General features: G+C 64.5%; 20 protein-coding genes. 15 read left to right on the top strand and 5 right to left on the bottom strand.

The window, feature by feature from the left end; translation table 11 throughout:
• Positions 1-69: 69 nt before the first annotated feature.
• Positions 70-285 (top strand): hypothetical protein, encoded by a 216-nt coding sequence (locus AB5Y54_RS06935; RefSeq protein ID WP_143237007.1) that lies wholly within the window; start codon positions 70-72, stop codon positions 283-285.
• Between the two features lie 69 nt (positions 286-354).
• Here the strand turns inward: AB5Y54_RS06935 and AB5Y54_RS06930 are convergent, their stop codons facing one another.
• Positions 355-873, bottom strand: a complete 519-nt coding sequence (locus tag AB5Y54_RS06930) for a mechanosensitive ion channel domain-containing protein (RefSeq protein WP_039039767.1) — start codon at positions 871-873, stop codon at positions 355-357.
• Positions 874-882: 9 nt separating this feature from the next.
• Positions 883-1,848 (bottom strand): zinc transporter ZntB, encoded by a 966-nt coding sequence (zntB, locus tag AB5Y54_RS06925; RefSeq protein ID WP_171865294.1) that lies wholly within the window; start codon positions 1,846-1,848, stop codon positions 883-885.
• Positions 1,849-1,978: 130 nt separating this feature from the next.
• On the opposite strand from zntB, the gene AB5Y54_RS06920 reads away from it, so the two are divergent.
• The 3 genes from AB5Y54_RS06920 (at position 1,979) to AB5Y54_RS06910 (ending at position 3,428) form a co-directional block, all read left to right on the top strand.
• Complete coding sequence (locus AB5Y54_RS06920; protein WP_143237006.1) at positions 1,979-2,431, top strand: YaiI/YqxD family protein; 453 nt, start codon at positions 1,979-1,981, stop codon at positions 2,429-2,431.
• Positions 2,432-2,552: 121 nt separating this feature from the next.
• Complete coding sequence (locus AB5Y54_RS06915) at positions 2,553-2,822, top strand: PepSY domain-containing protein (RefSeq protein ID WP_010672753.1); 270 nt, start codon at positions 2,553-2,555, stop codon at positions 2,820-2,822.
• 48 nt (positions 2,823-2,870) lie between these two features.
• The gene (locus AB5Y54_RS06910; protein ID WP_041214375.1) at positions 2,871-3,428 is read left to right on the top strand and encodes a cytochrome b/b6 domain-containing protein; all 558 of its coding nucleotides are present in this window, start codon (positions 2,871-2,873) and stop codon (positions 3,426-3,428) included.
• Between the two features lie 107 nt (positions 3,429-3,535).
• Here AB5Y54_RS06910 and AB5Y54_RS06905 read toward each other — a convergent pair whose 3' ends face one another.
• Positions 3,536-4,741 (bottom strand): NupC/NupG family nucleoside CNT transporter, encoded by a 1,206-nt coding sequence (locus tag AB5Y54_RS06905; protein ID WP_010672751.1) that lies wholly within the window; start codon positions 4,739-4,741, stop codon positions 3,536-3,538.
• Positions 4,742-5,268: 527 nt separating this feature from the next.
• On the opposite strand from AB5Y54_RS06905, the gene dbpA reads away from it, so the two are divergent.
• A complete protein-coding gene (dbpA, locus tag AB5Y54_RS06900) occupies positions 5,269-6,648 on the top strand; it encodes an ATP-dependent RNA helicase DbpA (protein ID WP_039039771.1) in 1,380 nt (459 codons plus the stop codon).
• Between the two features lie 85 nt (positions 6,649-6,733).
• Positions 6,734-7,024 carry a YkgJ family cysteine cluster protein gene (locus AB5Y54_RS06895; protein WP_039039772.1) on the top strand — a complete coding sequence of 97 codons (291 nt, stop codon included), beginning with the start codon at positions 6,734-6,736 and terminating at the stop codon, positions 7,022-7,024.
• 39 nt (positions 7,025-7,063) lie between these two features.
• On the opposite strand, the gene AB5Y54_RS06890 is transcribed toward AB5Y54_RS06895, so the two are convergent.
• Complete coding sequence (locus tag AB5Y54_RS06890) at positions 7,064-7,456, bottom strand: hypothetical protein (RefSeq protein WP_113069059.1); 393 nt, start codon at positions 7,454-7,456, stop codon at positions 7,064-7,066.
• A gap of 255 nt (positions 7,457-7,711) precedes the next feature.
• Here AB5Y54_RS06890 and AB5Y54_RS06885 point away from each other — a divergent pair, with 255 nt between their 5' ends.
• Positions 7,712-9,106 (top strand): PepSY domain-containing protein, encoded by a 1,395-nt coding sequence (locus AB5Y54_RS06885; protein WP_201984869.1) that lies wholly within the window; start codon positions 7,712-7,714, stop codon positions 9,104-9,106.
• Positions 9,107-9,309: 203 nt separating this feature from the next.
• On the opposite strand, the gene AB5Y54_RS06880 is transcribed toward AB5Y54_RS06885, so the two are convergent.
• Complete coding sequence (locus AB5Y54_RS06880; protein WP_201984870.1) at positions 9,310-10,215, bottom strand: 1,4-dihydroxy-2-naphthoate polyprenyltransferase; 906 nt, start codon at positions 10,213-10,215, stop codon at positions 9,310-9,312.
• Between the two features lie 210 nt (positions 10,216-10,425).
• Here AB5Y54_RS06880 and AB5Y54_RS06875 point away from each other — a divergent pair, with 210 nt between their 5' ends.
• The 8 genes from AB5Y54_RS06875 (at position 10,426) to AB5Y54_RS06840 (ending at position 21,495) form a co-directional block, all read left to right on the top strand.
• Positions 10,426-11,757 carry an isochorismate synthase MenF gene (locus AB5Y54_RS06875; RefSeq protein ID WP_041212280.1) on the top strand — a complete coding sequence of 444 codons (1,332 nt, stop codon included), beginning with the start codon at positions 10,426-10,428 and terminating at the stop codon, positions 11,755-11,757.
• Between the two features lie 33 nt (positions 11,758-11,790).
• Complete coding sequence (gene menD / locus AB5Y54_RS06870; protein WP_201920839.1) at positions 11,791-13,536, top strand: 2-succinyl-5-enolpyruvyl-6-hydroxy-3-cyclohexene-1-carboxylic-acid synthase; 1,746 nt, start codon at positions 11,791-11,793, stop codon at positions 13,534-13,536.
• Positions 13,526-14,290: a 2-succinyl-6-hydroxy-2,4-cyclohexadiene-1-carboxylate synthase gene (gene menH / locus AB5Y54_RS06865; RefSeq protein WP_201920836.1), complete on the top strand. Its 765-nt coding sequence runs from the start codon at positions 13,526-13,528 to the stop codon at positions 14,288-14,290. Before menD ends, menH begins: the two co-directional genes overlap by 11 nt.
• A 4-nt stretch (positions 14,291-14,294) precedes the next feature.
• On the top strand, positions 14,295-15,143 hold the full coding sequence (gene menB / locus AB5Y54_RS06860) for a 1,4-dihydroxy-2-naphthoyl-CoA synthase (RefSeq protein ID WP_010672740.1): 849 nt from the start codon (positions 14,295-14,297) through the stop codon (positions 15,141-15,143).
• Positions 15,143-16,072 (top strand): o-succinylbenzoate synthase, encoded by a 930-nt coding sequence (gene menC / locus AB5Y54_RS06855; RefSeq protein WP_368153401.1) that lies wholly within the window; start codon positions 15,143-15,145, stop codon positions 16,070-16,072. Before menB ends, menC begins: the two co-directional genes overlap by 1 nt.
• A gap of 3 nt (positions 16,073-16,075) precedes the next feature.
• Positions 16,076-17,476, top strand: a complete 1,401-nt coding sequence (menE, locus tag AB5Y54_RS06850; RefSeq protein ID WP_223924555.1) for an o-succinylbenzoate--CoA ligase — start codon at positions 16,076-16,078, stop codon at positions 17,474-17,476.
• Positions 17,477-17,652: 176 nt separating this feature from the next.
• Positions 17,653-20,400, top strand: coding sequence for a collagenase (locus AB5Y54_RS06845; RefSeq protein WP_368153400.1), 2,748 nt, complete (start codon positions 17,653-17,655; stop codon positions 20,398-20,400).
• A gap of 156 nt (positions 20,401-20,556) precedes the next feature.
• Positions 20,557-21,495: a vancomycin high temperature exclusion protein gene (locus AB5Y54_RS06840; protein WP_274798887.1), complete on the top strand. Its 939-nt coding sequence runs from the start codon at positions 20,557-20,559 to the stop codon at positions 21,493-21,495.
• The last annotated feature ends 43 nt before the right edge of the window (positions 21,496-21,538 follow it).

Below are 21,538 nucleotides of genomic sequence, written 5' to 3'. Positions count from 1 at the left end.
TCCGATGACGGCGCCACCGGGAAGGAGAACTAGACTTGAGGGTGGCGCCATGAGTCATAGGAGGATGTCATGACAGTCAGTGAATTGCGCGCTCTTCACCAGCAGCACAGGTTCAAGGAGGCGGAGATCATGCACGACATCGTCTCCCCCGGCTGGATCGTGGAGTTCAGGGGGCAAGACGGCCACCTCTACGTGATGACGGACACCCTGGGGTGCCCCATGAGCTTCTCGTCCACCGAGGAGGCACGGGACCACATCCACCTGGTGGCCGACTGCCCCGTCTAGGTCGAGCACCTCTACCGCTTCTTCGAACGCTGAACAGCCATCGAAAAAGGCTCCCGAGGGAGCCTTTTCTCATTCCGGCTGCGTGGACTCAGCCTCCTTTCCCTCCAGCCGCCTCACCGGCTTTTGCAGAATAAGGTTCGCCGGATAGGTGACCAGATCGCCGTTGTCATCCCGCACCCGCACGTAGAAGAGGCCGATCTCGGTGATGATGCCGGTGACGGAGTCATCCTTGTCGAGGATGCGGATGCGATCGCCAATCTTGTAGGGGAAGGCGAAGAAGATGGTAATGCTGGCGGTGATGTTGGAGAGGATCGACCACTGGGCCACCATGGCGACCCCCAGTACCGCGAAGAAGGAGGAGGCGAGCACCACCAGCCGGGAGAAGTCGAGCCCCCAGACCCCGGCCAGGATCAGCAAGGTGGCGCAGCCCAGCAGGAAGTGGAATACGTGCTCCACGTAGAGTACCCGGTTCTCGCTCACCTGCCGGCTCTGGCCAAGGGCCATCAGGCTCTTGTGAATGAGGCCGCGCACCAGGGTGTGCCCCAGCAACAGCAGCAGGGTCACGCCAAAAGATTCCCATGTCGTCATGTTCACTCCTTACCACCAGCGCCTGTGCTTGAGCCAGACCGCCAGTCCGGTCGCCAGCACCAGCAGGAAGCCACAGAACACCCAGAAGGCGGTCGGACTCTCGGCCCCGGGGATCCCCCCCAGGTTGATGCCGAACAGGCCGGTCAGGAAGCTGGCGGGCAGGAACAGCAGCGCCATCACCGACATCTGGTAGGCACGGCGGTTGGTCGCCTCCGCCATCAGGTTGTTGATCTCGTCCGCCAGCACGGCGGTGCGCGCCACCCCGGCATCCAGATCGTCGAGCCAGCGCCGCAAGCGGTCGGCGATGTCGAGCAGGCGTCGCCTGTCATCTTCGTCCAGCCAGCTGATCTTCTCGTTGGCCAGGCGCGCCACCAGATCCCGCTGAGGGGAGAGGTAGCGACGGATCATGATGAGCTGCTTGCGGATGCGCGCAAGCCGACCGTTGGCGGGCAGGTCGCGCATCAGCACCATCTCCTCCAGATCCAGGATCTGGTCGTGCAGCTCCTCGACGAACTCCCCGGCCCGGTCGGTCAGGGCGTCGCATATCTCCACCAGCCAGTCGGCGGGTGTGTCGGCACCGCCCCCCAACGACAGCTGCTCGAACACATCTTTCTCGGAGAGCAGCGGACGACGACGGCTGCTGATGATGAGATCCGGCGTGATGAAGATCCGCAGGGCCACCATCTCTTCAGGCCTGTGATCCTTGTTGTGGTTGATGCCGCGCAGGATCAGCAGCACCGTCTCCCCCATCCGCACCAGCTTGGGACGATTGCTCTGGCCGAGCAGGGCCTCACGGGCCGCCTCCCCCAGCAGCGGCGTCTGCAGCAGCCAGCGCGCCGACTCCGGGTTGCCATAGTCCAGATGCAGCCAGCCGGGCTGAGCACCGGGGATCTCGCTACCTTCGGCCAGCGGGGTCATGCCCCCCTTGCCGTCCAGGGTCAGGCCATAAATCACGTCACCGGGCACCCGATCCATCTCGTCTCCTTCTCGTTTCATGTGCAGGCCCCAGCTTACACCAAAGGCGGGGACGACTCAGCCCCGGGCAGCCGCCCCGCACCAGCCATGCTAAGATGCGCCACCCGTTCCAGACACAGGAAGCCATGCCATGCCCATCTGGGTTGATGCCGATGCCTGCCCCATCCCGGTCAAGGAGATCCTCTACCGCGCCGCCCACCGCGCCCAGGTGGTGACCACGCTAGTGGCCAACCAGGGGCTCAGAGTCCCCCCCTCCCCCTTCATCAAGACCCAGCAGGTGGAGAAGGGCTTCGATGTGGCAGATCATGTCATCGCCCAGCAGGTCAAGCCCGGCGACCTGGTGATCACCGGCGACATTCCCCTCGCCTCCTGGGTCATCGACGCCGGGGGCGAGGCGCTCAATCCCCGGGGCGAGATCTACACCCGGGAGACCATCCAGGCACGGCTCGGGATGCGCAACTTCATGGAGGAGCTGCGCTCTACCGGCGTCCAGACCGGTGGCCCTGCGCCCTTCAACGCCGCCGACAAGCAGCGCTTCGCCAATGCGCTGGACAAGTGGCTGGTCAGGGGCAAGCTGAGCTGATCACCCTCTCCCCGGTCCACCGCCGGGGAGAGCCATTCAGTTCCCTTTTCCCTTAATTCTTCCTTAATGCGCCTTGATTAGCCTTGCGACTGTTGACCCAACCACCCGCAAGGAGCAAGCAATGAAACTGACCCCCCTGTTGTTACTGATCCCCCTGTTGAGCGGCGCAGCCCTGGCCGACCCCCAATGCACCCAGGCCGACAAGAGCAAGTGGATGAGCGAAGCCGACGCCCAGCAGCAGATCAAGGCGATGGGATACGACATCAAGAAGTTCAAGGCCACCAAGACCGGCTGCTACGAGATCTACGGCTGGGACAAGGAGAAGCGCAAGGTCGAGATCTACTTCGACCCGACCGACCTGAAAAAGGTGAAAGAAGAGATCGACGAGTAACGCCGCCCCGGGCCGGTCTTCCCCCGGCCCCCACCATGGAGCCTTGCCATGACACCTGCCTCTGAAGTGAAAGTCTGGGATCCCCTCATCCGGGTGTTTCACTGGGCGACCGTCACTCTCTGCCTGCTCAACTTCTTCGTGCTGGAAGAGGGCAGCAAACCCCACAGATATGCTGGCTACGCGGTGGGCATCCTGCTCATCATCCGCCTGCTGTGGGGGCTGGTCGGCCCCTATTACGCCCGCTTCGGCCAGTGGTGGCCAACCCCTGCCCGGGTCCGCTACTACCTGCGCCAGCTCGCCCAGGGGCGCCACCCCTACTACCTCGGCCACAATCCGGTCGGCTCCCTGATGATCTGGTTGCTGCTGCTGTCCCTGGTCGGGACCGTCGTCACCGGCTGGCTCACCACCTGGGATGCCTTCTGGGGCGAGGAGTGGCTGGAGGAGCTGCACGGCATCATCGCCAACACCCTGATGGCCGCCGTTGGCGTCCATGCGGCCGTGGTACTCCTGACCGATCGCCTCACCCGCAGCGATCTGGTCCGCGCCATGGTGCTGGGCAAAAAGCGGGTCCCCGCCAACATCAAGGTGGAAGACCCCCGCGCTTGATGGCCGGGCTGCCGACCAGTCCCCTCCTCAGTTCACCCGCTCATCTGCCCAAAAAAACGACCCCCTGCCAAGGCAGGGGGTCGTCATGAGCAGCGCGGGGGGAGGACCTAGATCATCACACCGGCGATAACGGCGGAAAGCAGGCTCACCAGGGTGGAGCCATAGACCAGCTTCAGACCGAAGCGGGAGACCATGTTGCCCTTCTCTTCATTCAGCGCCTTCACCGCACCGGCGATGATGCCGATGGAGCTGAAGTTGGCGAACGACACCATGAAGATGGAGAGGATGCCGACGGTGCGCGGGGAGAGCTCGGCGGCAATCTTGCCCAGATCCATCATGGCCACGAACTCGTTGGTCACCAGCTTGGTCGCCATGATGGAGCCGGCCTGCAGCGCTTCACTGCCCGGGATGCCCAGGATCCAGGCAACGGGATAGAAGATGTAGCCCATGACGTGCTGGAAGTTGACGCCGAACGCCGCCTCGAACAGGTAGTTGATGAGGGCGATCAGGGCGATGAAGCCCACCAGCATGGCACCGACGATCACCGCCACGGTGAAACCGGCCATGATGTATTCCCCCAGCATCTCGAAGAAGTTCTCCTTCTTCGGCGTGTGGTGCTCGTCACCCTCGGCCAGCGCCTTGGCATCGGTCACGGTGTTGTCGGGCTCGTAGGGGTTGATGAGGGAGAGCACCACGAAGGTGCTGAACATGTTGAGCACCAGCGCGGCCACCACGTAGCGCGGCTCGATCAGCTGCATGTAGGCACCAACGATGGACATGGAGACGGTGGACATGGCCGTCGCCGCCAGGGTGTACATCTGCTTCTCGTTCAGGTGCGGCAGTATGTTCTTGAGGGCGATGAAGTTCTCGGACTGACCGACGATCATGGAGCTGATGGCGTTGAAGGACTCCAGCTTGCCCATGCCGTTGATCTTGGCCAGCACGGTGCCGATGCCACGAATGACGATGGGCAGCAGACGGATGTACTGCAAAATGCCGATCAACACGGAGATGAAGACGATGGGCATCAGCACCATCAGGAAGAAGGAGAAAGCCCCTTCGTTGACCAGACCGCCGAACACGAAGTCGGTCCCCTGCTTGGCAAACTCCATCAGCTTGGTGAAGCCGGCTGCAAAGCCACCCACCACCGCCAGACCCACTTCGGAGTTGAGCATGAACCAGGCGAGCGCCAGCTCGACCACCAGCAGCTGGCCGATGTAACGCAGCTTGATCTGTTTCCAGTTGCGGCGGTTTGCCAGCAACGCCAATGCCAGGACCATCACGAGTCCGAGCACGAAATGAACGTATTCCATACCAGTAGCACCCATTGAATTGTTATTTTTGACCGGCGCCATCATAAAGAACTGCATATTTAAAAATCAGAGAATCATCACAATCCGCGGTAAAAATATGCATGCGAAATAATACAAACGTTTTTAAATTAATTGCCAAGGCACATAATTATTAATCGTCACTTGGGAAGTTTAAAAATAAATCAAAAACAATAAGTTATGCCAATTCGTTAATTTTATTCCTCATTCGTATATAGATTGAATAACGGCCATATCCCATATGGCATCCTCCGATGACTCATCATCACCAGGGCATGTTTAATTAAAAACGTTTTCTCGCCATTCATCATGATCTGGCCATGACCACCCTGTTCCATTGTGCTCTTTTTACATACCACAAGCCCGCCAACGCAGACAGAAGCCTCCATCGGCAACCCATGACGCCAACCGTTCAAATATTCACCGCATCCGGCGGCACATTCTGGTATGATGCGCCCCCTTGCGCACCGCGCCCCCCCATTTCTGGTTTTCCGACATAGAGTCCTTTTGTGAACAACAGCGAATTTAGCAGCCTGAACCTCTCCTCCGCCCTGCAGGACAACCTCGCCAGCCTGGGCTATCTGCAGATGACCCCGATCCAGGCCCAGAGCCTGCCCCTGGTGCTCGACGGCAAAGATTTGATCGCCAAGGCGAAAACCGGCAGCGGCAAGACCGCGGCCTTCGGCCTGGGTCTGCTGGCCAAGCTGGACGTCAACCGGCTGGCCGTGCAGGCGCTGGTGCTCTGTCCGACCCGCGAGCTGGCGGATCAGGTGGCCACCGAGATCCGCCGTCTCGCCCGCACCCTGCCCAACGTCAAGCTGGTGACCCTGTGCGGCGGCACCCCGACCGCACCGCAATCCGCCACCCTGGGCTTTGGCGCCCACATCGCCGTCGGCACCCCGGGCCGGATCCTCAAGCACCTGGAGCAGGGCACCCTTGAGCTCGACGACCTCAAGACGCTGGTGCTGGACGAAGCGGATCGCATGCTGGACATGGGCTTTGGCGAAGACATCAACCGCGTCATCAGCCACGCCCCGCGGGATCGCCAGACCCTGCTCTTCTCCGCCACCTATCCGGAAGGGATCGCCCAGATGAGCCGCGGCGTGCAACGCAACCCGGTGGAGGTGAGCGTGGAGTCCCTGCACGAAGAGAGCGCCATCGAACAGAAGTTGTATGAAGTGCCGGCCGGCCAGCGCCTCGATGCCCTCACCTGGCTGCTCAGCCACTACCAACCGGGCTCCTGCGTGGTGTTCTGCAACACCAAGCGCGCCTGCAACGACGTGGCCGATCACCTGGCCGCCAAGGGCTTCTCGGCGCTGGCGCTGAACGGTGACCTGGAACAGCGTGAGCGGGATCAGGTGCTGGTGCGCTTCGCCAACGGCAGCGCCACCATACTGGTCGCCACCGACGTGGCGGCCCGCGGCCTCGACATCAAGGAGCTGGGGGCCGTCATCAACTACGAGCTGACCTACGACCCCGAGGTGCATGTGCACCGCATCGGCCGTACCGGCCGCGCCGGCCAGCAGGGCCTGGCCCTGAGCCTCTACCAGCCGAACGAGGCCCAGCGCGTCAACTTCATCGAGGAGTACCAGCAGGCCCCCATTCCCCAGGGCGACCTGGCCGGGATCGGCCGCGACATCAAGCCGATCGCGCCGCAGATGGTGACCCTCTCCATCGATGCGGGCCGCAAGAGCAAGGTGCGTGCCGGTGACATCCTCGGCGCCCTGACCGGCGAAGGCGGCATTGCCGGGGCCGATGTGGGCAAGATCCAGATTTCCGAGCAGTACTCCTACGTGGCGGTGAAGCGCCAGGTGGCGAGCGCCGCCCTCAAGCGGTTGCAGGAAGGCAAGATCAAGGGGCGCAGCTACCGTGCCCGCAAACTGGGCTAAGGTATTTCACACGCCCGGCCAGACCACAGGCGCCTGACAGGCGCCTGTTTCATATCATTCGCCGCCATGCGGCAAGACAGGTGACATGACCCAAGCAATCCAGAGCGATGTGAGCTGCCAGAACTGCGAAGCCTGCTGCTGCCGCCTCGAGGTGATGCTCTTCACCGACACCGGCGTGCCGGACCGCTATATCGAGGAACGGGAAGGAGAAGTGCCCGTGATGCACAGACTGGAAGATGGTTGGTGCGCCGCCCTCGACCGCAACACCATGATGTGTCGCATCTACGAGGTGCGGCCGCTTATCTGCCGTGAATTCGAGATGGGGGAGCCCGACTGCCTCGACGAGCGGGACAAGTGGTTCATCAGGCTGGAATGAACGGGAAGTTCAACCCGTGCTGACGTGGTTCTCCTTGCCTTACAGCCCCTCGAGGCGCTGTGTCAGCCAGTGGATGGCCTGCGCTTCCTCCTCGAAATAGCGCACCTCCTGAAAGGGAAGCTCGCTGAAGACGTGATCCGCCAGATAACGTTTGAAATCCCCGATCATGACCACCGCCAGAAAGGCGCAGCCATGAGTGGCGCACCAGTTGAACTGGCGACGAAAACGGGCCAGCACCTCGGGGCCGGCGGCCTCGAACTCGGTCGCGACCTCGACGATGCCCCAGGGGGCTCCCTGCAAACGGCTTATCTGCTGGCTGAACTTGCCCTCATAGGCCATGGCGCCTGCCAGGTTGAAAGGGCCGCTCGGCCGACAGATCAGCAGTTGCCCTTGTCGCTGCATCTCAAAATGGCCGTGTGCTTGCACGTTCACCTCCTGCCTTGAGTCCTTCGCTGCGGCTGATATGCCCTGTGTTGCCACAAAGTAAGAATTTATCCCCGAAAAGTCCATGAAGCTCCCCGCATTGTGAACGGAGAGCTCCATTCAACCCCCGTTTTTACCCCGATGGTGGAATGTACATTTCTTCGACATGTTCTGTTGCAGTTAACAAAACGTTGCTGCTATTATCCGCGCCACTCAAAACATTCCACCTACTGAAACCTTTTGGCGTTCACCCAGGGATCAACGATGAAGCAACAAGACGCAAGTTATTACCAACGGATCTGGCGCTGGCATTTCTATGCCGGTCTCTTCGTCGCCCCCTTCCTGATCCTGCTCTCCCTCACCGGCATCGTCTATCTGTTCAAACCGCAGCTGGACAACCTGCTCTACCCCCAGCTGATGAAGGTGACGCCCGCCACCCAGACCCTGAGTGCCGACCAGCTGCTGGCCAAGGCAACCATCGCCATGCCGGACGCCAGCCTGCGCAAATACCTGCCCCCGGTGGCAGCAGACGCGAGCGCCCAGATAGTCGTGATGCGTGAAGGGCAGGAGCTGACCCTCTTCATGGATCCCGCGAACGGCGCCCTGCTCGGTACCATGGACAACAAGTGGAACCTGCAGGCGGTGGCGCGCGCTCTCCATGCGGAGCTGATGCTTGGCACCACGGGAGATCGCCTGATCGAGCTGGCCGCAGGCTGGGGAATCGTGCTCCTCGTCAGCGGACTCTATCTCTGGTGGCCCCGCAAGGGACCGGGTGTGGGGGGCATCCTCTGGCCGAGAATGCACCAGCGCGGCCGTCTCTGGTGGCGTGATCTGCACGCCGTGGTCGGCTTCTGGGGCGCGGGTTTCCTGCTGCTGCTGCTGCTGACGGGCATGACCTGGACCGGTTTCTGGGGCGGCCAGTTCGCCGATGTCTGGAACCGCTTCCCTGCGGCCATGTGGAACGAGGTGCCCAAGTCGGCCCCCCTCACCCGCAGCCTCAACCAGGCTCACGAACAGACCGTCTCCTGGGGGGCCGAGACCCTGCCCATGCCGAGCTCCCAACCCACGGCAGAGAGCCATGATCACAGCGCCATGACCCATGGCGGCGGACACGAGGGCATGGTCATGGCCAGCCATCGCATTCCGCTGCAACAGGTGGTCGACATCGCCAGCGAGCGTGGGGTCAGCCCGGGTTACAGCATCACCCCCCCGGTCGGTGAAACCGGCGTCTATACCATCGCCATCTTTGCCGATGATCCCCGCAACGACGCCACCCTGCACATCGACCAATACAGCGGCAAGGTGCTGGTCGACGTGCGCTGGCAGGATTACGGCCCGGTCGCCAAGACGGTGGAAACCGGCGTCATGCTGCACATGGGCAAGCTCTACGGCTGGCCGCACCAGCTCGTCATGCTGCTCATCTGCCTGATGATTCTGGCAAGCTCGGTGAGCGGGCTCTGGGTCTGGTGGAGCCGCCGTCCCAGTGGTCGCCTCGCCGCCCCGCCCCTGCCCGCCAAGCTGCCTCCCATGGGCGGTGCCATCGCGGTGCTGGTCGTACTCGGGATCTGCTTCCCGCTGGTGGGGGCCTCCATGGTTGCCATCTGGCTGCTGGACAGTCTCTTCTTCTCTCGCCGCACGGCCGTGGCCCAGGCAAGTTGATCCAGGGGCAAGCACGCCTCATGCACACGAGGGCTCCCTGTCGGGGGCCCTCGTCGTCTGCATCACCTGGCACCATCCTTCGCCTGGCGGCATGCTCCTCCCCTGGCGATCATCACATCGGTCTGATGAAACAACAACGCATCGACACATCAGCAAAAAGGGCTCCCGTTCGGGAGCCCTTTTCATTGCCAAACGCGTCGGCCTCAGGTGAGCGCCAGCCCGGCAGAGAGCAGCAGGCTGAACAGAAATGCGCTGATGGCGGTCTTCTTGAGGGCGCCGGTCAGCACCTCGCCATCGAAACTCTCTCGCAGGGTGCAGGCGGCATCGGTGAGGGGCTTCATGGCGGGCAGGAAGATCCAGGGCCAGAGGCTCGCAGGCTGAGTCAGCAGGAAGGCGATGGTCGCCAGCAGCGCCGCCCCCAGCAAGACCCAGTGATAGGCGATGGCACGGTTGCGGCCAAGGCGCACCGCCAGGGTGATCTTGCCGCTGGCGGCATCGGTCTCGATGTCCCGCACGTTGTTGATGTTGAGCACGGCAGTCGCCAGCAGGCCGCAGGCGGTGGCGGGCAGCAACAGGTCCCACTCCAGGCGATGGGTGAAGAGGTAGTAGGAGCCGAGCACCCCCAGCAGGCCGAAGAACAGGAACACCGAGATGTCCCCGAAGCCGCGATAGCCGTAGGGGCTCTTGCCCACCGTGTAGGTGATGGCCGCGACGATGGCCGCTCCCCCCAGCAGGATGAACGTCAGGATCTGCTGCCACGCCTCCCCGAAGGCGCAGACCAGCAGGGAGAGGCCGCTCACCACGGCCGCCAGAGCGGTCAGCCCCATGGCCACACACATCTGGTGCCGGGTGATGAGGCCGGAAACCACGGCGCGCTGGGGACCGATCCGCTCCCCGTTGTCGGCACCGGAGACCGCATCGCCATAGTCGTTGGCCAGATTGGAGAGAATTTGCAGCAGGATGGCGGTCAGCAGGGAGAGCCCCATGATGGTGCCGTCGAACGCTCCCCGGCTGGCTGCCAGCCCCGAGCCCAGCAAGATGGAGGAGCACGCCAGGGGCAGTGTTCGCAAACGCGCCGCCAGCAACCAAACAGAGAAGGTATTTGTCATATTGTGATGGCCAAACAATCAGATATTGATCGTGTTAAGGGTTATCGAACCGGATTTAGGTATACTTGGCTGCGCGGGGGCGTCGGCTCCCCCGGGCAATTTACATGGACGAATGGGCAGATAATATATAGGAAATCGTCGCCCTTTGGCATCAACCTGCGCCATCCTCCCCCGGAGCGATCGCGATTATCCGGCTCAGACTAGACATCCATGTTGGCTCAGACCCACCTCAAGCAACAACTGGACGCCCTGCGTCACAGCACTGTCAGCGGTTTCGTGCGACTGCGCGTGGCCGCTCACGTCGACGTCTTTCCCGGCTGGTTGGCGGCCCAGACGCTCTACCCCCGCATCTATTGGCGCGCCAGAGGGCAACAGAGCCCCGAGTACGTGGCGCTTGGCGCCATCCACGAACTGACCCGGCCGGAGGATATCCAGCGGGTCTGCGACCTTGCCGGTACGGCCAGTGAAGACAGCCCTCGCTACTACGGCGGTCTGGCGTTCGACCCGGATCTGCCCGGCTGGCAGGGTTTTGGCCCCTGCCGCTTCGTGCTGCCCCGTATCGAGCTGGTACGCCGGGGGGAGTGCACCAGCCTCTGCCTCAATCTCTGGCTGCCAGCCCGGGAAGAGGGTCACGCATTCGAAGCCGAACTCTGCGCCGCCGAGGCGGCGCTCGATGCCCTGCAACCCGAAGCCCCCCTGCCCGCCCTGCAAAAGCGGCCATGGCAGCGCCAGGACCTGCCGGGCCCTGCCCAATGGCGGACCCTGGTGGAGCAGGTCACGGCCCCCGACTTCCAGGCCCGCACCCCCAAGGTGGTGCTGTCCCGGGAGAGCCTGCTCCAGAGCGAGGCGCACGATGCACCCCTCTGCCCCTGGTCCCTGCTGACACAGTGGGCCCGCCACGCCCAGGAGTGCTTCCACTTCGGCTTTCAGTTCTCCCCCGAGCAGAGCTTCATCTCCTGCTCCCCCGAGCGCCTCTACCGCCGGGAGAAGGGCCACCTCTTTACCGAGGCGCTGGCAGGCACCATTCGCCGTTCCGGGGATGAGGCGACCGACGCGGCCCTGGCCGCCGAGCTGCTGGCCGACAGCAAGAACCGGCTGGAGAACCGGCTGGTTCATGCCGACATTCTCAGCCGCCTGGCCCCCCTCACGACCGATGCCACCCTGACCGAGCCGCGCATTCTGAAATTGCGGCTGCTGCAACACCTCAAGTGCGACATTGAGGCCGAGCTCAAACCCGGCGTCTGCGACTGGCAACTGCTGGCTGCCCTGCACCCCACTCCCGCCGTGGGGGGCGCCCCCCGCGAGGCGGCGCTCGCTTTCATCCGTGAATGCGAGCCCCATGATCGCGGCTGGTATGCCGGTGCCTGCGGCATGCTGAGCCGGGAGACCTCGGAGTTCTCCGTCGCCATTCGCAGCGCCCGGATCAGGGGCCCGCGCATCAGCCTGTTCGCCGGTGCCGGCATAGTGGCGGGATCGGAGCCCGCCGCCGAATGGGCCGAACTCGACAACAAGATCGCCAACGTGCTCTCCCTGCTGGGATAGCGTTTCTCACCGACTCCTCACTGCGAGAGCTTCATGTCCGCCAGCCACGTGTCCGCGCATCACGCCTTTGCCAGCCATCACGCCACCTTCAACCATGTCTGGTCCTCCCTCTTGCTGGAAGAGCTCTTTCGCCTCGGCGTACGTGACATCGCCCTGGCCTCCGGCTCCCGCTCGGCGCCGCTCACCATGGCCGCCGCAGCCCACCCGGGCTTTCGCCGCCATCTGCACTTCGACGAGCGGGGTCTGGGCTTCATGGCGCTGGGGCTGGCCAAGGGGAGCGGCCGCCCGGTGGCGGTGATCATGACCTCGGGCACTGCGGTGGCCAACCTCTGGCCCGCGGTGGCGGAAGCCCAGCTCACCGGGGTCCCGCTCATCATTCTCTCTGCCGACAGGCCACCCGAGCTCATCGACAACGGGGCCAACCAGGCCATCGATCAGCCGGGGATCTTCGGTCGCTACCCCGTCTACCAGCAAAATCTGCCGAGCCCCACGCCCGCCATTCCGGCGGCCTTCGTGCTGAGCTCGGTGGATCAGGCCCTGGCCCGACAGGCGCACACCCCGGGGCCGGTGCACTTCAACTGCATGTACCCCGAGCCCCTCTACCCCGGCGACCACTATCTGGACTTTTCCGATTACCTGGCGCCCCTCGGCGACTGGTTGCACTCGGCCAAGCCCTGGAGCCCCTGGCTGGCTGGCGAGCCAGGCTGCCCCGCCCAGCCGGACTGGGAGGAGCTGAAGGGCAAGCGCGGTGTCATCGTCGCCGGACGCATCCAGGATCCGGGGCAAGGCAAGGCGGTGGCCGAGCTGGCCGACCGCCTCGGCTGGCCCCTGCTGGCGGATCTGCAAAGCCAGATCCGCTTCGATGATCGCAACCTCGTCCACACGGATCTCGCCCTGCAACACAGCGACTTCGTGGCCGAGCTGGCCCGCGCCGAGGTACTGCTGCAATTCGGCGCCCGCCTCATCTCCAAGCGCCTCAGCCAGTTCATCAAACAACACCCCTGGCAGGATTACTGGCTGGTGGACCCGCAGCCGGCACGCCTCGACCCCGACTACCGGCTGCGCCGTCGCCTGGTGTGCGATCCCGCCGCCTTTGCGGCCGCCCATCCAATCCCCCATTCGCAGCAGCCCTGGCACCAGTTGGCCGCGCGCCAGCAGGCCATCAGCCAGCAGATCCGCACCGCCTGTGATCGCTTCTCGGAGCTCGGGGTGTGCCACCGCCTGAATCAGCTCATCCAGGGTCAGTTGTTCGTCGGCAACAGCATGCCGGCCCGGCTGATGGACATGCTGGGCGAGGTGGGCAAGGGCCCCAGCCGGGTGATGACCAACCGCGGCGCCTCCGGCATCGATGGCCTTATCGCCACCGCATACGGCTTCGCACAGTCGGTCCCGCCTGACAGTCGCGAGCCCACCACCCTGCTGCTCGGGGATCTCAGCGCCCTGCACGATCTCAACAGCCTGGCGCTGCTCGGCAAGGGGAGCCGCCCCCTGGCGGTGATCCTGCTCAACAACGACGGCGGCAGCATCTTCCGCATGCTGCCTGTACCCACCCAGGACGCCCTGCTGGAGACCTACTACTGCCTGCCCCACGGCCTGCACTTCGAGCACGCCGCCGCCATGTTCGGCCTGCACTACCGGGCCCCCACCACCCTCGACGCATTTGAGCGGGACTATGCCGCAGCCCTGAAAAACGGGGTAACCCTGATTGAAATCAAGGTACCGAGCAGTGAAGTCGCCGAGGATCTCAAGGCACTGGGAGCCGCTATCCGTGGTCTCTGATCCCGCCGTACCACTGGTGCTGCTGCACGGCCTGCTGGGGGACGCCGACGACTGGCGACCTGTCATCCAGGCCCTGCCCGGCATCCCGTGCCATGCCCTGGATCTGCCGGGCCACGGCCGCAACCGGGCACTGCGGGTGAGCGGCTTTGACGAGGCCCATCGCTGGATCTGCGACGAGCTGGCCGCACGGGATATCGCCCACTACCGGCTGGTGGGGTATTCGCTGGGGGGGCGGCTCGCGCTTCATCACGCCAGCCACTCCCCGGCGGGGTTGCAGGCCCTGCTGCTGGAGAACTGCCACCCCGGGCTGCCTGCCGGTGAACGTCCGGCCCGCATCGCTCACGATGAAGCCTGGGCCCGGCGTTTCGAGTGCGAGTCCCTGACCCGGGTGCTTGCCGACTGGTACCGCCAGGGCGTCTTCGCCGACCTGGACGACGATGCCCGCACCCGCCAGGCCGCACGCCGCCTTGGCAACGACGGCAAGGCCGTGGCCGCCATGCTGAGGGCAACGTCCCTGGGGCGGCAGCCGGATCTCGCCCCCTGGCTTCGGGATACCCGGCTGCCGGTGCAGTGGATCTCCGGCAACCGGGATCACAAATTCCATGCCCTCGCTTGCCAGTTGGTAAAGCAAGGCTGCAATATCAAACACTTGGCTCTGGATGGCGGACACAATCTGCACACAAGCCAGCCCGATACCTTTGCCCGGCTCCTGCGGGAGTGGGCTCACCAACCAGAAGAGAAGATCCATGATTGAAGCAATGACGGAAGCCGAGCTCTATGCCCCTGTCGAGTGGCACGACTGCTCCGCCGGTTACGAGGACATCCTCTATCACAAGTCCCCAGAGGGCATTGCCAAGATCACCATCAACCGTCCCCAGGTGCGCAACGCCTTCCGCCCCCGTACCGTGAAAGAGATGCTGCAAGCCCTGGCCGATGCCCGCTACGACGACAAGGTCGGCTCCATCATCCTCACCGGCTTCGGCGAGAAGGCCTTCTGCGCCGGCGGCGACCAGAAGATCCGCGGCGACTACGGTGGCTACAAGGACGATGAAGGCACCCATCACCTCAACGTGCTCGACTTCCAGCGTGACATCCGTACCTGCCCCAAACCCGTGGTGGCCATGGTGGCTGGCTACGCCGTCGGTGGCGGCCACGTGCTGCACATGATGTGCGACCTGACCATCGCCGCCGACAACGCCCAGTTCGGCCAGACCGGCCCCAAGGTGGGCTCCTTCGACGGCGGCTGGGGCGCCTCCTACATGGCCCGCATCGTCGGTCAGAAGAAGGCTCGGGAGATCTGGTTCCTCTGCCGCCTCTACGACGCCAAACAGGCCCTCGACATGGGGCTGGTCAACACCGTCGTGCCCCTGGCCGAGCTGGAGCGTGAAACCGTGCGCTGGTGCCGCGAGATGCTGCAACACAGCCCCATGGCTCTGCGCTGCCTGAAGGCGGCCCTCAACGCCGACTGCGACGGCCAGGCCGGTTTGCAGGAGCTGGCAGGCAATGCCACCATGCTGTTCTACATGACCGAAGAGGGTCAGGAAGGGCGCAACGCATTCAACGAGAAACGCCGTCCCGACTTCTCCAAATACAAGCGGAATCCCTGATGACACTCGCCCTCTACCGCTACCAACTGCCCTTTACCCAGCCCCTGGCCTTTCACGGTCAGTTGCAGGTAGCGCGCGAGGGCCTGCTGGTACGCATCGACGATGGCTGGGGGGAGATAGCCCCCCTGCCAGGATTTTCCAAAGAGACCCTGGCCGACGCCCAGGCCGAGGCCCTCGACTGTCTGGCGCAGCTGGCGCGGGGACAGACCCCGACGCCACAGCTGCCCTCGGTGCAGTTCGGGCTCGACTGCGCCCGTCGTAGCTGGCCCGAGCAGGGTGCCCCCCTGCCCGAGCCCTATCCGCTGATCCAGGGCTCCCCCCAGGAGCTGCTCAAGAACTGGAAGCAGTGGCTGCACGAGACCCCCCTCAAGGCCAAGCTGAAGGTGGCCCGCTACCCCATGCGCGACGAGCTGGCGCTGATCCGGCTGCTGCTCGATCGGCGCCCCAACCTCAAACTGGTCCTGGACGCCAACCAGGGCTGGACCCGCGAGGAGGCCTGGGCCTTCTGCGGCCACCTGGATCCGAATCGCATCGAATACCTCGAAGATCTGTGCGCCGACTTCGAGGACATCGACTTCGTCGCCAGCCGCACCGGCATGCCGGTGGCGCTGGACGAACTGCTGGCCCAGGGCAAGCCCTGGGAGCCCATCCCGCAACTGCGCGCCCTGGTGCTCAAGCCGACCCTGCTCGGCGCTCTGGCCAACAGCGAGGCCCTGGTGACTCGCGCTCGCGAACTGAAACTCAAAGTGATCGTCTCCTCCTGTTTCGAGTCCGGTCTCGGCCTCGGCCAGCTCGCCCGCCTCGCAGGGGAGTGGGCGCCGGATCAGGCCCCTGGCCTCGATACCCGCCGCTGGCTGGCCAGGGATCTGCTGGACAAGCAGGGACAACCCGATCCGGGCAGGATGGACCCCCTGTTTCACCGTGACTGATCCATGGTGACCCGTCAGATCCCACGGCAGGAAACCTGCCCGGTACGACGCTGGGCGACACTGGCCCCTCATCGTATTGCCATCCACAGTGGGGAGCCTCTTAGCTACCAGCGCCTCGACCTGCGCCTCAACAGCCTGTGCAATCAGCTCGCCCGGGCCGGGCTGGAACGGGGAGATCATCTCGCCGCCGTGGTGCGCGGCGCCCTGGAGGATGTGTTGCTGGCCTGGGCCTGCGTGCGCAGCGGCATCGTCTTCTGCCCCCTCAATCCCGCCTTTCCGGCAACCAGACACAGCGAACTGGCGAGCCAGCTCGAGGCCCGGGCATTCTGGTCGGCAGGCGAGATCCCGGCGGGCGACTGGCAAGCCCTCAGCCTCGACTTCACGGGCGAGCTGGCCGCAGATGGGGAGTCCCCGCTGGTACCCGACCAGCCGAACAACATGATCCTCACCTCGGGATCCAGCGGTACCCCCAAGGCGGTGGTCCACCGCCTCGCCAACCACCTCGCCTCCGCCCGGGGTTCCGCCACCCTGATCCCCCTGGACGAAGCCTGCGGCTGGCTGCTCTCCCTGCCACTGTTTCACGTCGGCGGTTACGCCATCCTGTTTCGGGTCTTCCTGGCGGGAGCCGCCCTGGTGCTGGACGATCGCACCCGGCCCCTCAAGGCGCGGCTCGAGGATCAGCCCATCACCCACCTCTCGCTGGTGCCGACCCAGCTCTGGCGCCTGCTGGCACAGGGGTTCGACCCATCCCGCACCCGGGTGCGAGAGCTGCTGCTCGGGGGCGCCGCCATCCCGGCGCCCCTGGTCAACCGGCTGACCGCTCTGGGGCTGGAGCCCAAGGTGAGCTATGGCCTCTCCGAGATGGGCAGCCAGGTCTGCACCGGGCAACCCTGCGCCGCCGGCGTGGTGGGTCGCCCGCTGCCGGGGCGGGAGGTCTGCATTCGCCAGGGGGAGATCTGCGTGCGCGGTGAGACCCTGTTTGCCGGCTATTTCAGGGAGGGCGAGCTGGTGCGCCCCCTCGATGAAGAGGGCTGGTTCCACACCCGGGACAAGGGCCGCCTCACTCCGGGGGGCGATCTGGTGGTGGAGGGGCGGCTCGACAACCTCTTCATCTCGGGAGGGGAGAACATCCAGCCCGAGACCATAGAGCAGCGACTGGTGGATCACCCTGCCGTGGCCCAGGCCCTGGTGGTGCCGGTGCCGAGCGACGAGTGGGGGCATAGGCCCGCCGCCTTCATCGACTGGCACGGCGAACCGGCACCATCTGCCGAGCTGGCCGCCTGGATCAGGCTGTCGTTACCCGGCTTCATGGTGCCGGACCAGTGGCATCCCTGGCCGGATCTCGGCGGTAATCTGAAACCCTCCCGCACCCTGCTCGCCCGCAGCTTGCGACAAAAGGAGTGACGCCTCCCCCATATGGGGCGGAGTCCTTGCTATCAACACAGCCCCCTTTGGGGCTGTTTTTATGTTGTTTGCTCCCGAATGCATCATTTCGCTGCGCCATCTGGCCAATTGATATTCCTTTGGAGCCCAATAACCTCTCTGGTCCCCACGCCTCTCCATCCACCAAAGGGATCATGATGAAGCACCTCTCTCCCCGGCTGCTGCTCCTGGCAGCCCCAGGCCTGCTCGCCACTTCGGCGCTGGCCAACTACTCCCCCTCCGACTGGCAACAGTATCAACTCAACGGCGAAGCCAGCCGCCAGCTGGGGGATCGCCTCACCGAAGTGACCTACGAGCTGAGCGCCCGCGACGCCGGCGCCCCCTATCAGCAGCTGAGGGTGTATCGCCGCTTCGACTGGCGCGACGCCAACCTGGCGGCCCTGGCCGAGCAGCTGTGCGGCGAGCCGCAGCTCAAGGTCGAGCAGGGCTGGCAGATCCGCTACCTCAGCTGTGAAGAGGTGGTACCGGCCGGCAAGGCCGTCCCGGCCAGCAGCTATGACTATGGCTACGGCATGAAGCAGGGCCGCTGGGAGCCGCTGGCGGGCACCCCGACCGCGCCGCGTCAGGATCGTCTGCCGCTGGCTGAGCGGGTCATCCTGGGTCACAGCGAGCAGGAGCTGGATCGCTGCGAGCTCAACGCCGAAGGTCGCTGCGCCGAGCAGGCATGGCAGTACCAGCCGCAAAACTGGCAGCAATTGAAGGTGCTGGAAGAGACCCCCAATGAACGGGATGGCCGCCTCGAGCAGATCTTCTTCCGCCTGCAGCCCATCGCGGGCAGCCAGGCCGCCAAGCAGGTGAGCGAGTTGCACGTCTGGCGTCAGTACACCTGGTTGCTGGACGAGATCAAGGCCCAACAGGAGTGCGATGAACCCCAGACCCGTCAGGAAGGGGACAAGACCATCAGCTATCGGGTGTGCCGTCAGACCCTGCCCGTCGGCAGCGAGGTGCAGGTGGTCTTGAAGGACACCGGCTATCAATACCCGGTGGGGGGCAGCGAATGGCAGACCCTGCCGGAGACAACCGAGTGGCAGGAGAGCCGGGTGCTCAACCGCCCCATCGTGCTGGCCAGCAAGGAAGAGCTGCTCGACTGTCGCCGTGCCGACGGCCGCGCCTGCTCCGAGCCGGATCTGCCGGGCACCGAGCTGCTGGACGCCGACGCAGCCAAGATAGTGCAGGACGCCAGTGGCCAGCCCGCGCCGGTCTGGCAGGAGAACTATGGTCACGATGACACCAAGCTGCTGGCCGTGTCGCGCGGCATCCAGAGCCTGCTGGCGGCCAATCAGCCGGCTCATCCGGCCATGAAGCTGCTGCTGGAATACGTGCGTGCCCACAACTACCACAACTACGGCAAGCACAAGGAAGACGGCCCGGCTGCTGCTGAGGCGCTGGCCGAGGCATTGACGGCACTCGGTGCCCATCCGCTGCTCTTCCCGGAGCAGGCCAGCGACGAAGTAGGCGCCGTCATGGGAGCCTGGAGCATCGCTCTGCACGGCCAGTTCAAGAGCCCGGCAGTGCAGAGCCGCTTTGGCACCCTGCTCGGCGAATTCAACCAGATGCTGGCCTACAGTACCCGCCATGCCAGCGAGATCAACGGTCAGCACGCCTGGGCGACCGGTCTGTTCGATCTGCTCAACTTCCTCGACTTCGCCAGCGACTACAGCGATCCCTTCGCCAACGACTTCCGCCAGCAGGATGGCGAGCTGCGCAAGCAGCTGCACGCCCTCAGCATGAGCGAGCTCGCGTTGTGGCAAGGAAGGGATGGCGCCGATCTGTTCCTGCTCAACAACGTGCTGGATGCCTACACCCGCCTCTACCGGGTCGCTCGCTATACCCGCCCGGACGAGCTCGACGACTACCGCAAGCTGCTGGATGACTCCGTCATTGCACTGGTTCGCCACCACGATCTGATCCCGGGCGGTCAGCAGAGCCAGGACCTGCTGGAAGACATGTCGCTGACCCTCTCCACCTACTACCTGACCTACACGGACCGCACCAGCGAAGCCTGCATCAGCGGTGACTTCGCCGGGCTCTGTACCCCTGTCCGGGTGGAGGACGTGCTGCCCTTCGAGCACACCTGCTCGCCGACCCTGCGCCTGCGGGCCCAGGATCTGACCATGAGCCAGGCCGAGGGGATCTGCCGTGAACTGGGTGCCGAAGAGCAGCAGTTCCACCAGCAGATGGAGACCGGCTGGCAGCCGGTGGCGGATGATCACAACGAGGCGCTGGAACTGGTGGTCTTCAACTCCTCCGCCGACTGGAAACGCTACGGCAGTGCTCTGTTTGGCGGCGTCTCCACCGACAACGGCGGCATCTACCTCGAAGGGGATCCGGCTCGCCCCAGCAACCAGACCCGCTTCTTCGCCTATGAGGCGGAGTGGAAGCGCCCTGCATTCCAGGTGTGGAACCTGCGCCACGAGTATGTGCACTACCTGGACGGCCGCTTCAACCAGTACGGCAGCTTCGGCCACTACCCGCTCAATCGCACCACCTGGTGGTCGGAAGGGCTGGCGGAATTCATCGCCCACGGTCAGTGCTTCGCCCGCGGTCTGGACAACGTCGCCGGCCGCCCGGCCAGCGACCGTCCGGCCCTGGCCGACATCCTGCACCTGGATTACGACAAGGGCGGCGAGATGGTCTACTCCTGGTCCTACACGGTGCACCGCTTCCTCAGCGAGACGGGTCGCGGCGCCAGCTGGCTGGCCATGGCCCGGGCCCTGCGCAACCCGGATCAGCAGCAGGCGATGAGCGCCTTCGAAGCCGAGCTGGATGCGCTGATCGCAAGCGACAGCGAGGCCTACCAGCAGTGGCTCGGCCGCGAGCTGCTGCCTTGGTGGGAAGCCAACAAGGACTCTGACGAGTGCAAGGCCAACGACTCCTCCCACTGAGGACGAGACGGCTATGACAAGGGGCGGCCATGGTCGCCCCTTGTTTATGGCGCCGTTTGATAAGCCCGGGATCGGGGCGCGCGCTGCGACAACCTCTGCCCGAGTGAGACCCTGCGCCGCCATCAAACCTGACGCGCCACAACAACTTGTAATAGAATGGCCCCCTGTCTTCTCTTACTTCAGACCCGAACCGCACCGCGCATGAAGAAGTTTGCCAAGATCCTGCTCGCCTGCCTCTGCCTGTTGCTGGCCTCCATCGCCGCCCTGCTTGGCTACAGCGAGTGGACCGTCTCGGACGCCCGTCACTACACCTACGACGACGTCAACGCGGTGCCCTACAACCGGGTCGCCCTGGTGCTCGGCACCTCCAAATACCTGATTGGCGGCAGCCCTAACCACTACTTCAAATACCGGATCAAGGCCGCCGCCGAGCTCTACAACAACGGCAAGGTGGACTACATCCTGGTCTCCGGCGACAACGCCACCGTGCAGTACAACGAACCGCGCCAAATGCGGCGGGCCCTGATCCAGGCCGGCATCCCGGCCAACGCCATCTACAGCGACTACGCCGGCTTTCGGACTCTGGACTCCATCGTGCGTGCCAAGGAGGTGTTCGGTCAGGCCCACTTCACCGTGGTCTCCCAGGCCTTTCACAACGAGCGTGCCATCTTCATCGCCCGCCATTTCGGCATCGAGGCGGTCGGCTTCAACGCCGTGGATCCCAGCGCCTATCAGGGCATCAAGACCCGGGTGCGCGAGGTGTTCGCCCGCCTGATGGGGCTGCTCGACCTCTACGTGCTGGACAAGGGTCCCAAATTCCTCGGCGAGCCCATCGTCATCGGCGGCCCGGTCCCCTGCCAGGCGTTGAGCACCATAGGCGCGAGCCAGCCCTGCCTGCCCATTGCACCGCCCCCTCATCAGCCGAAGGCCAAGCAGGCAGCGGCCGTGAGCGCGGCAACCGCCACCAGTGCAGCGGCTGCAACCAGCGGTGCACCAGCCACCAGCGCAGCCGTGCCGAGCGAGGCAACGCCCGTGGATAATCCGGCTGCCACCAGCGCGGCGCCGCCAACCGGCAGCGCGCCGACCCCTCAATAGCAGAGACCCGCCAACAGGCGGGTCTCTTTCATTGGGCTCGGTA

The sequence above is a fragment of the Aeromonas sp. s9 genome, from assembly GCF_040907765.1.
Lineage (GTDB): Bacteria > Pseudomonadota > Gammaproteobacteria > Enterobacterales > Aeromonadaceae > Aeromonas > Aeromonas caviae.
Note: the sequence above shows the minus strand (reverse complement) of the source record. Positions and strands in the feature narration are given on the sequence as shown.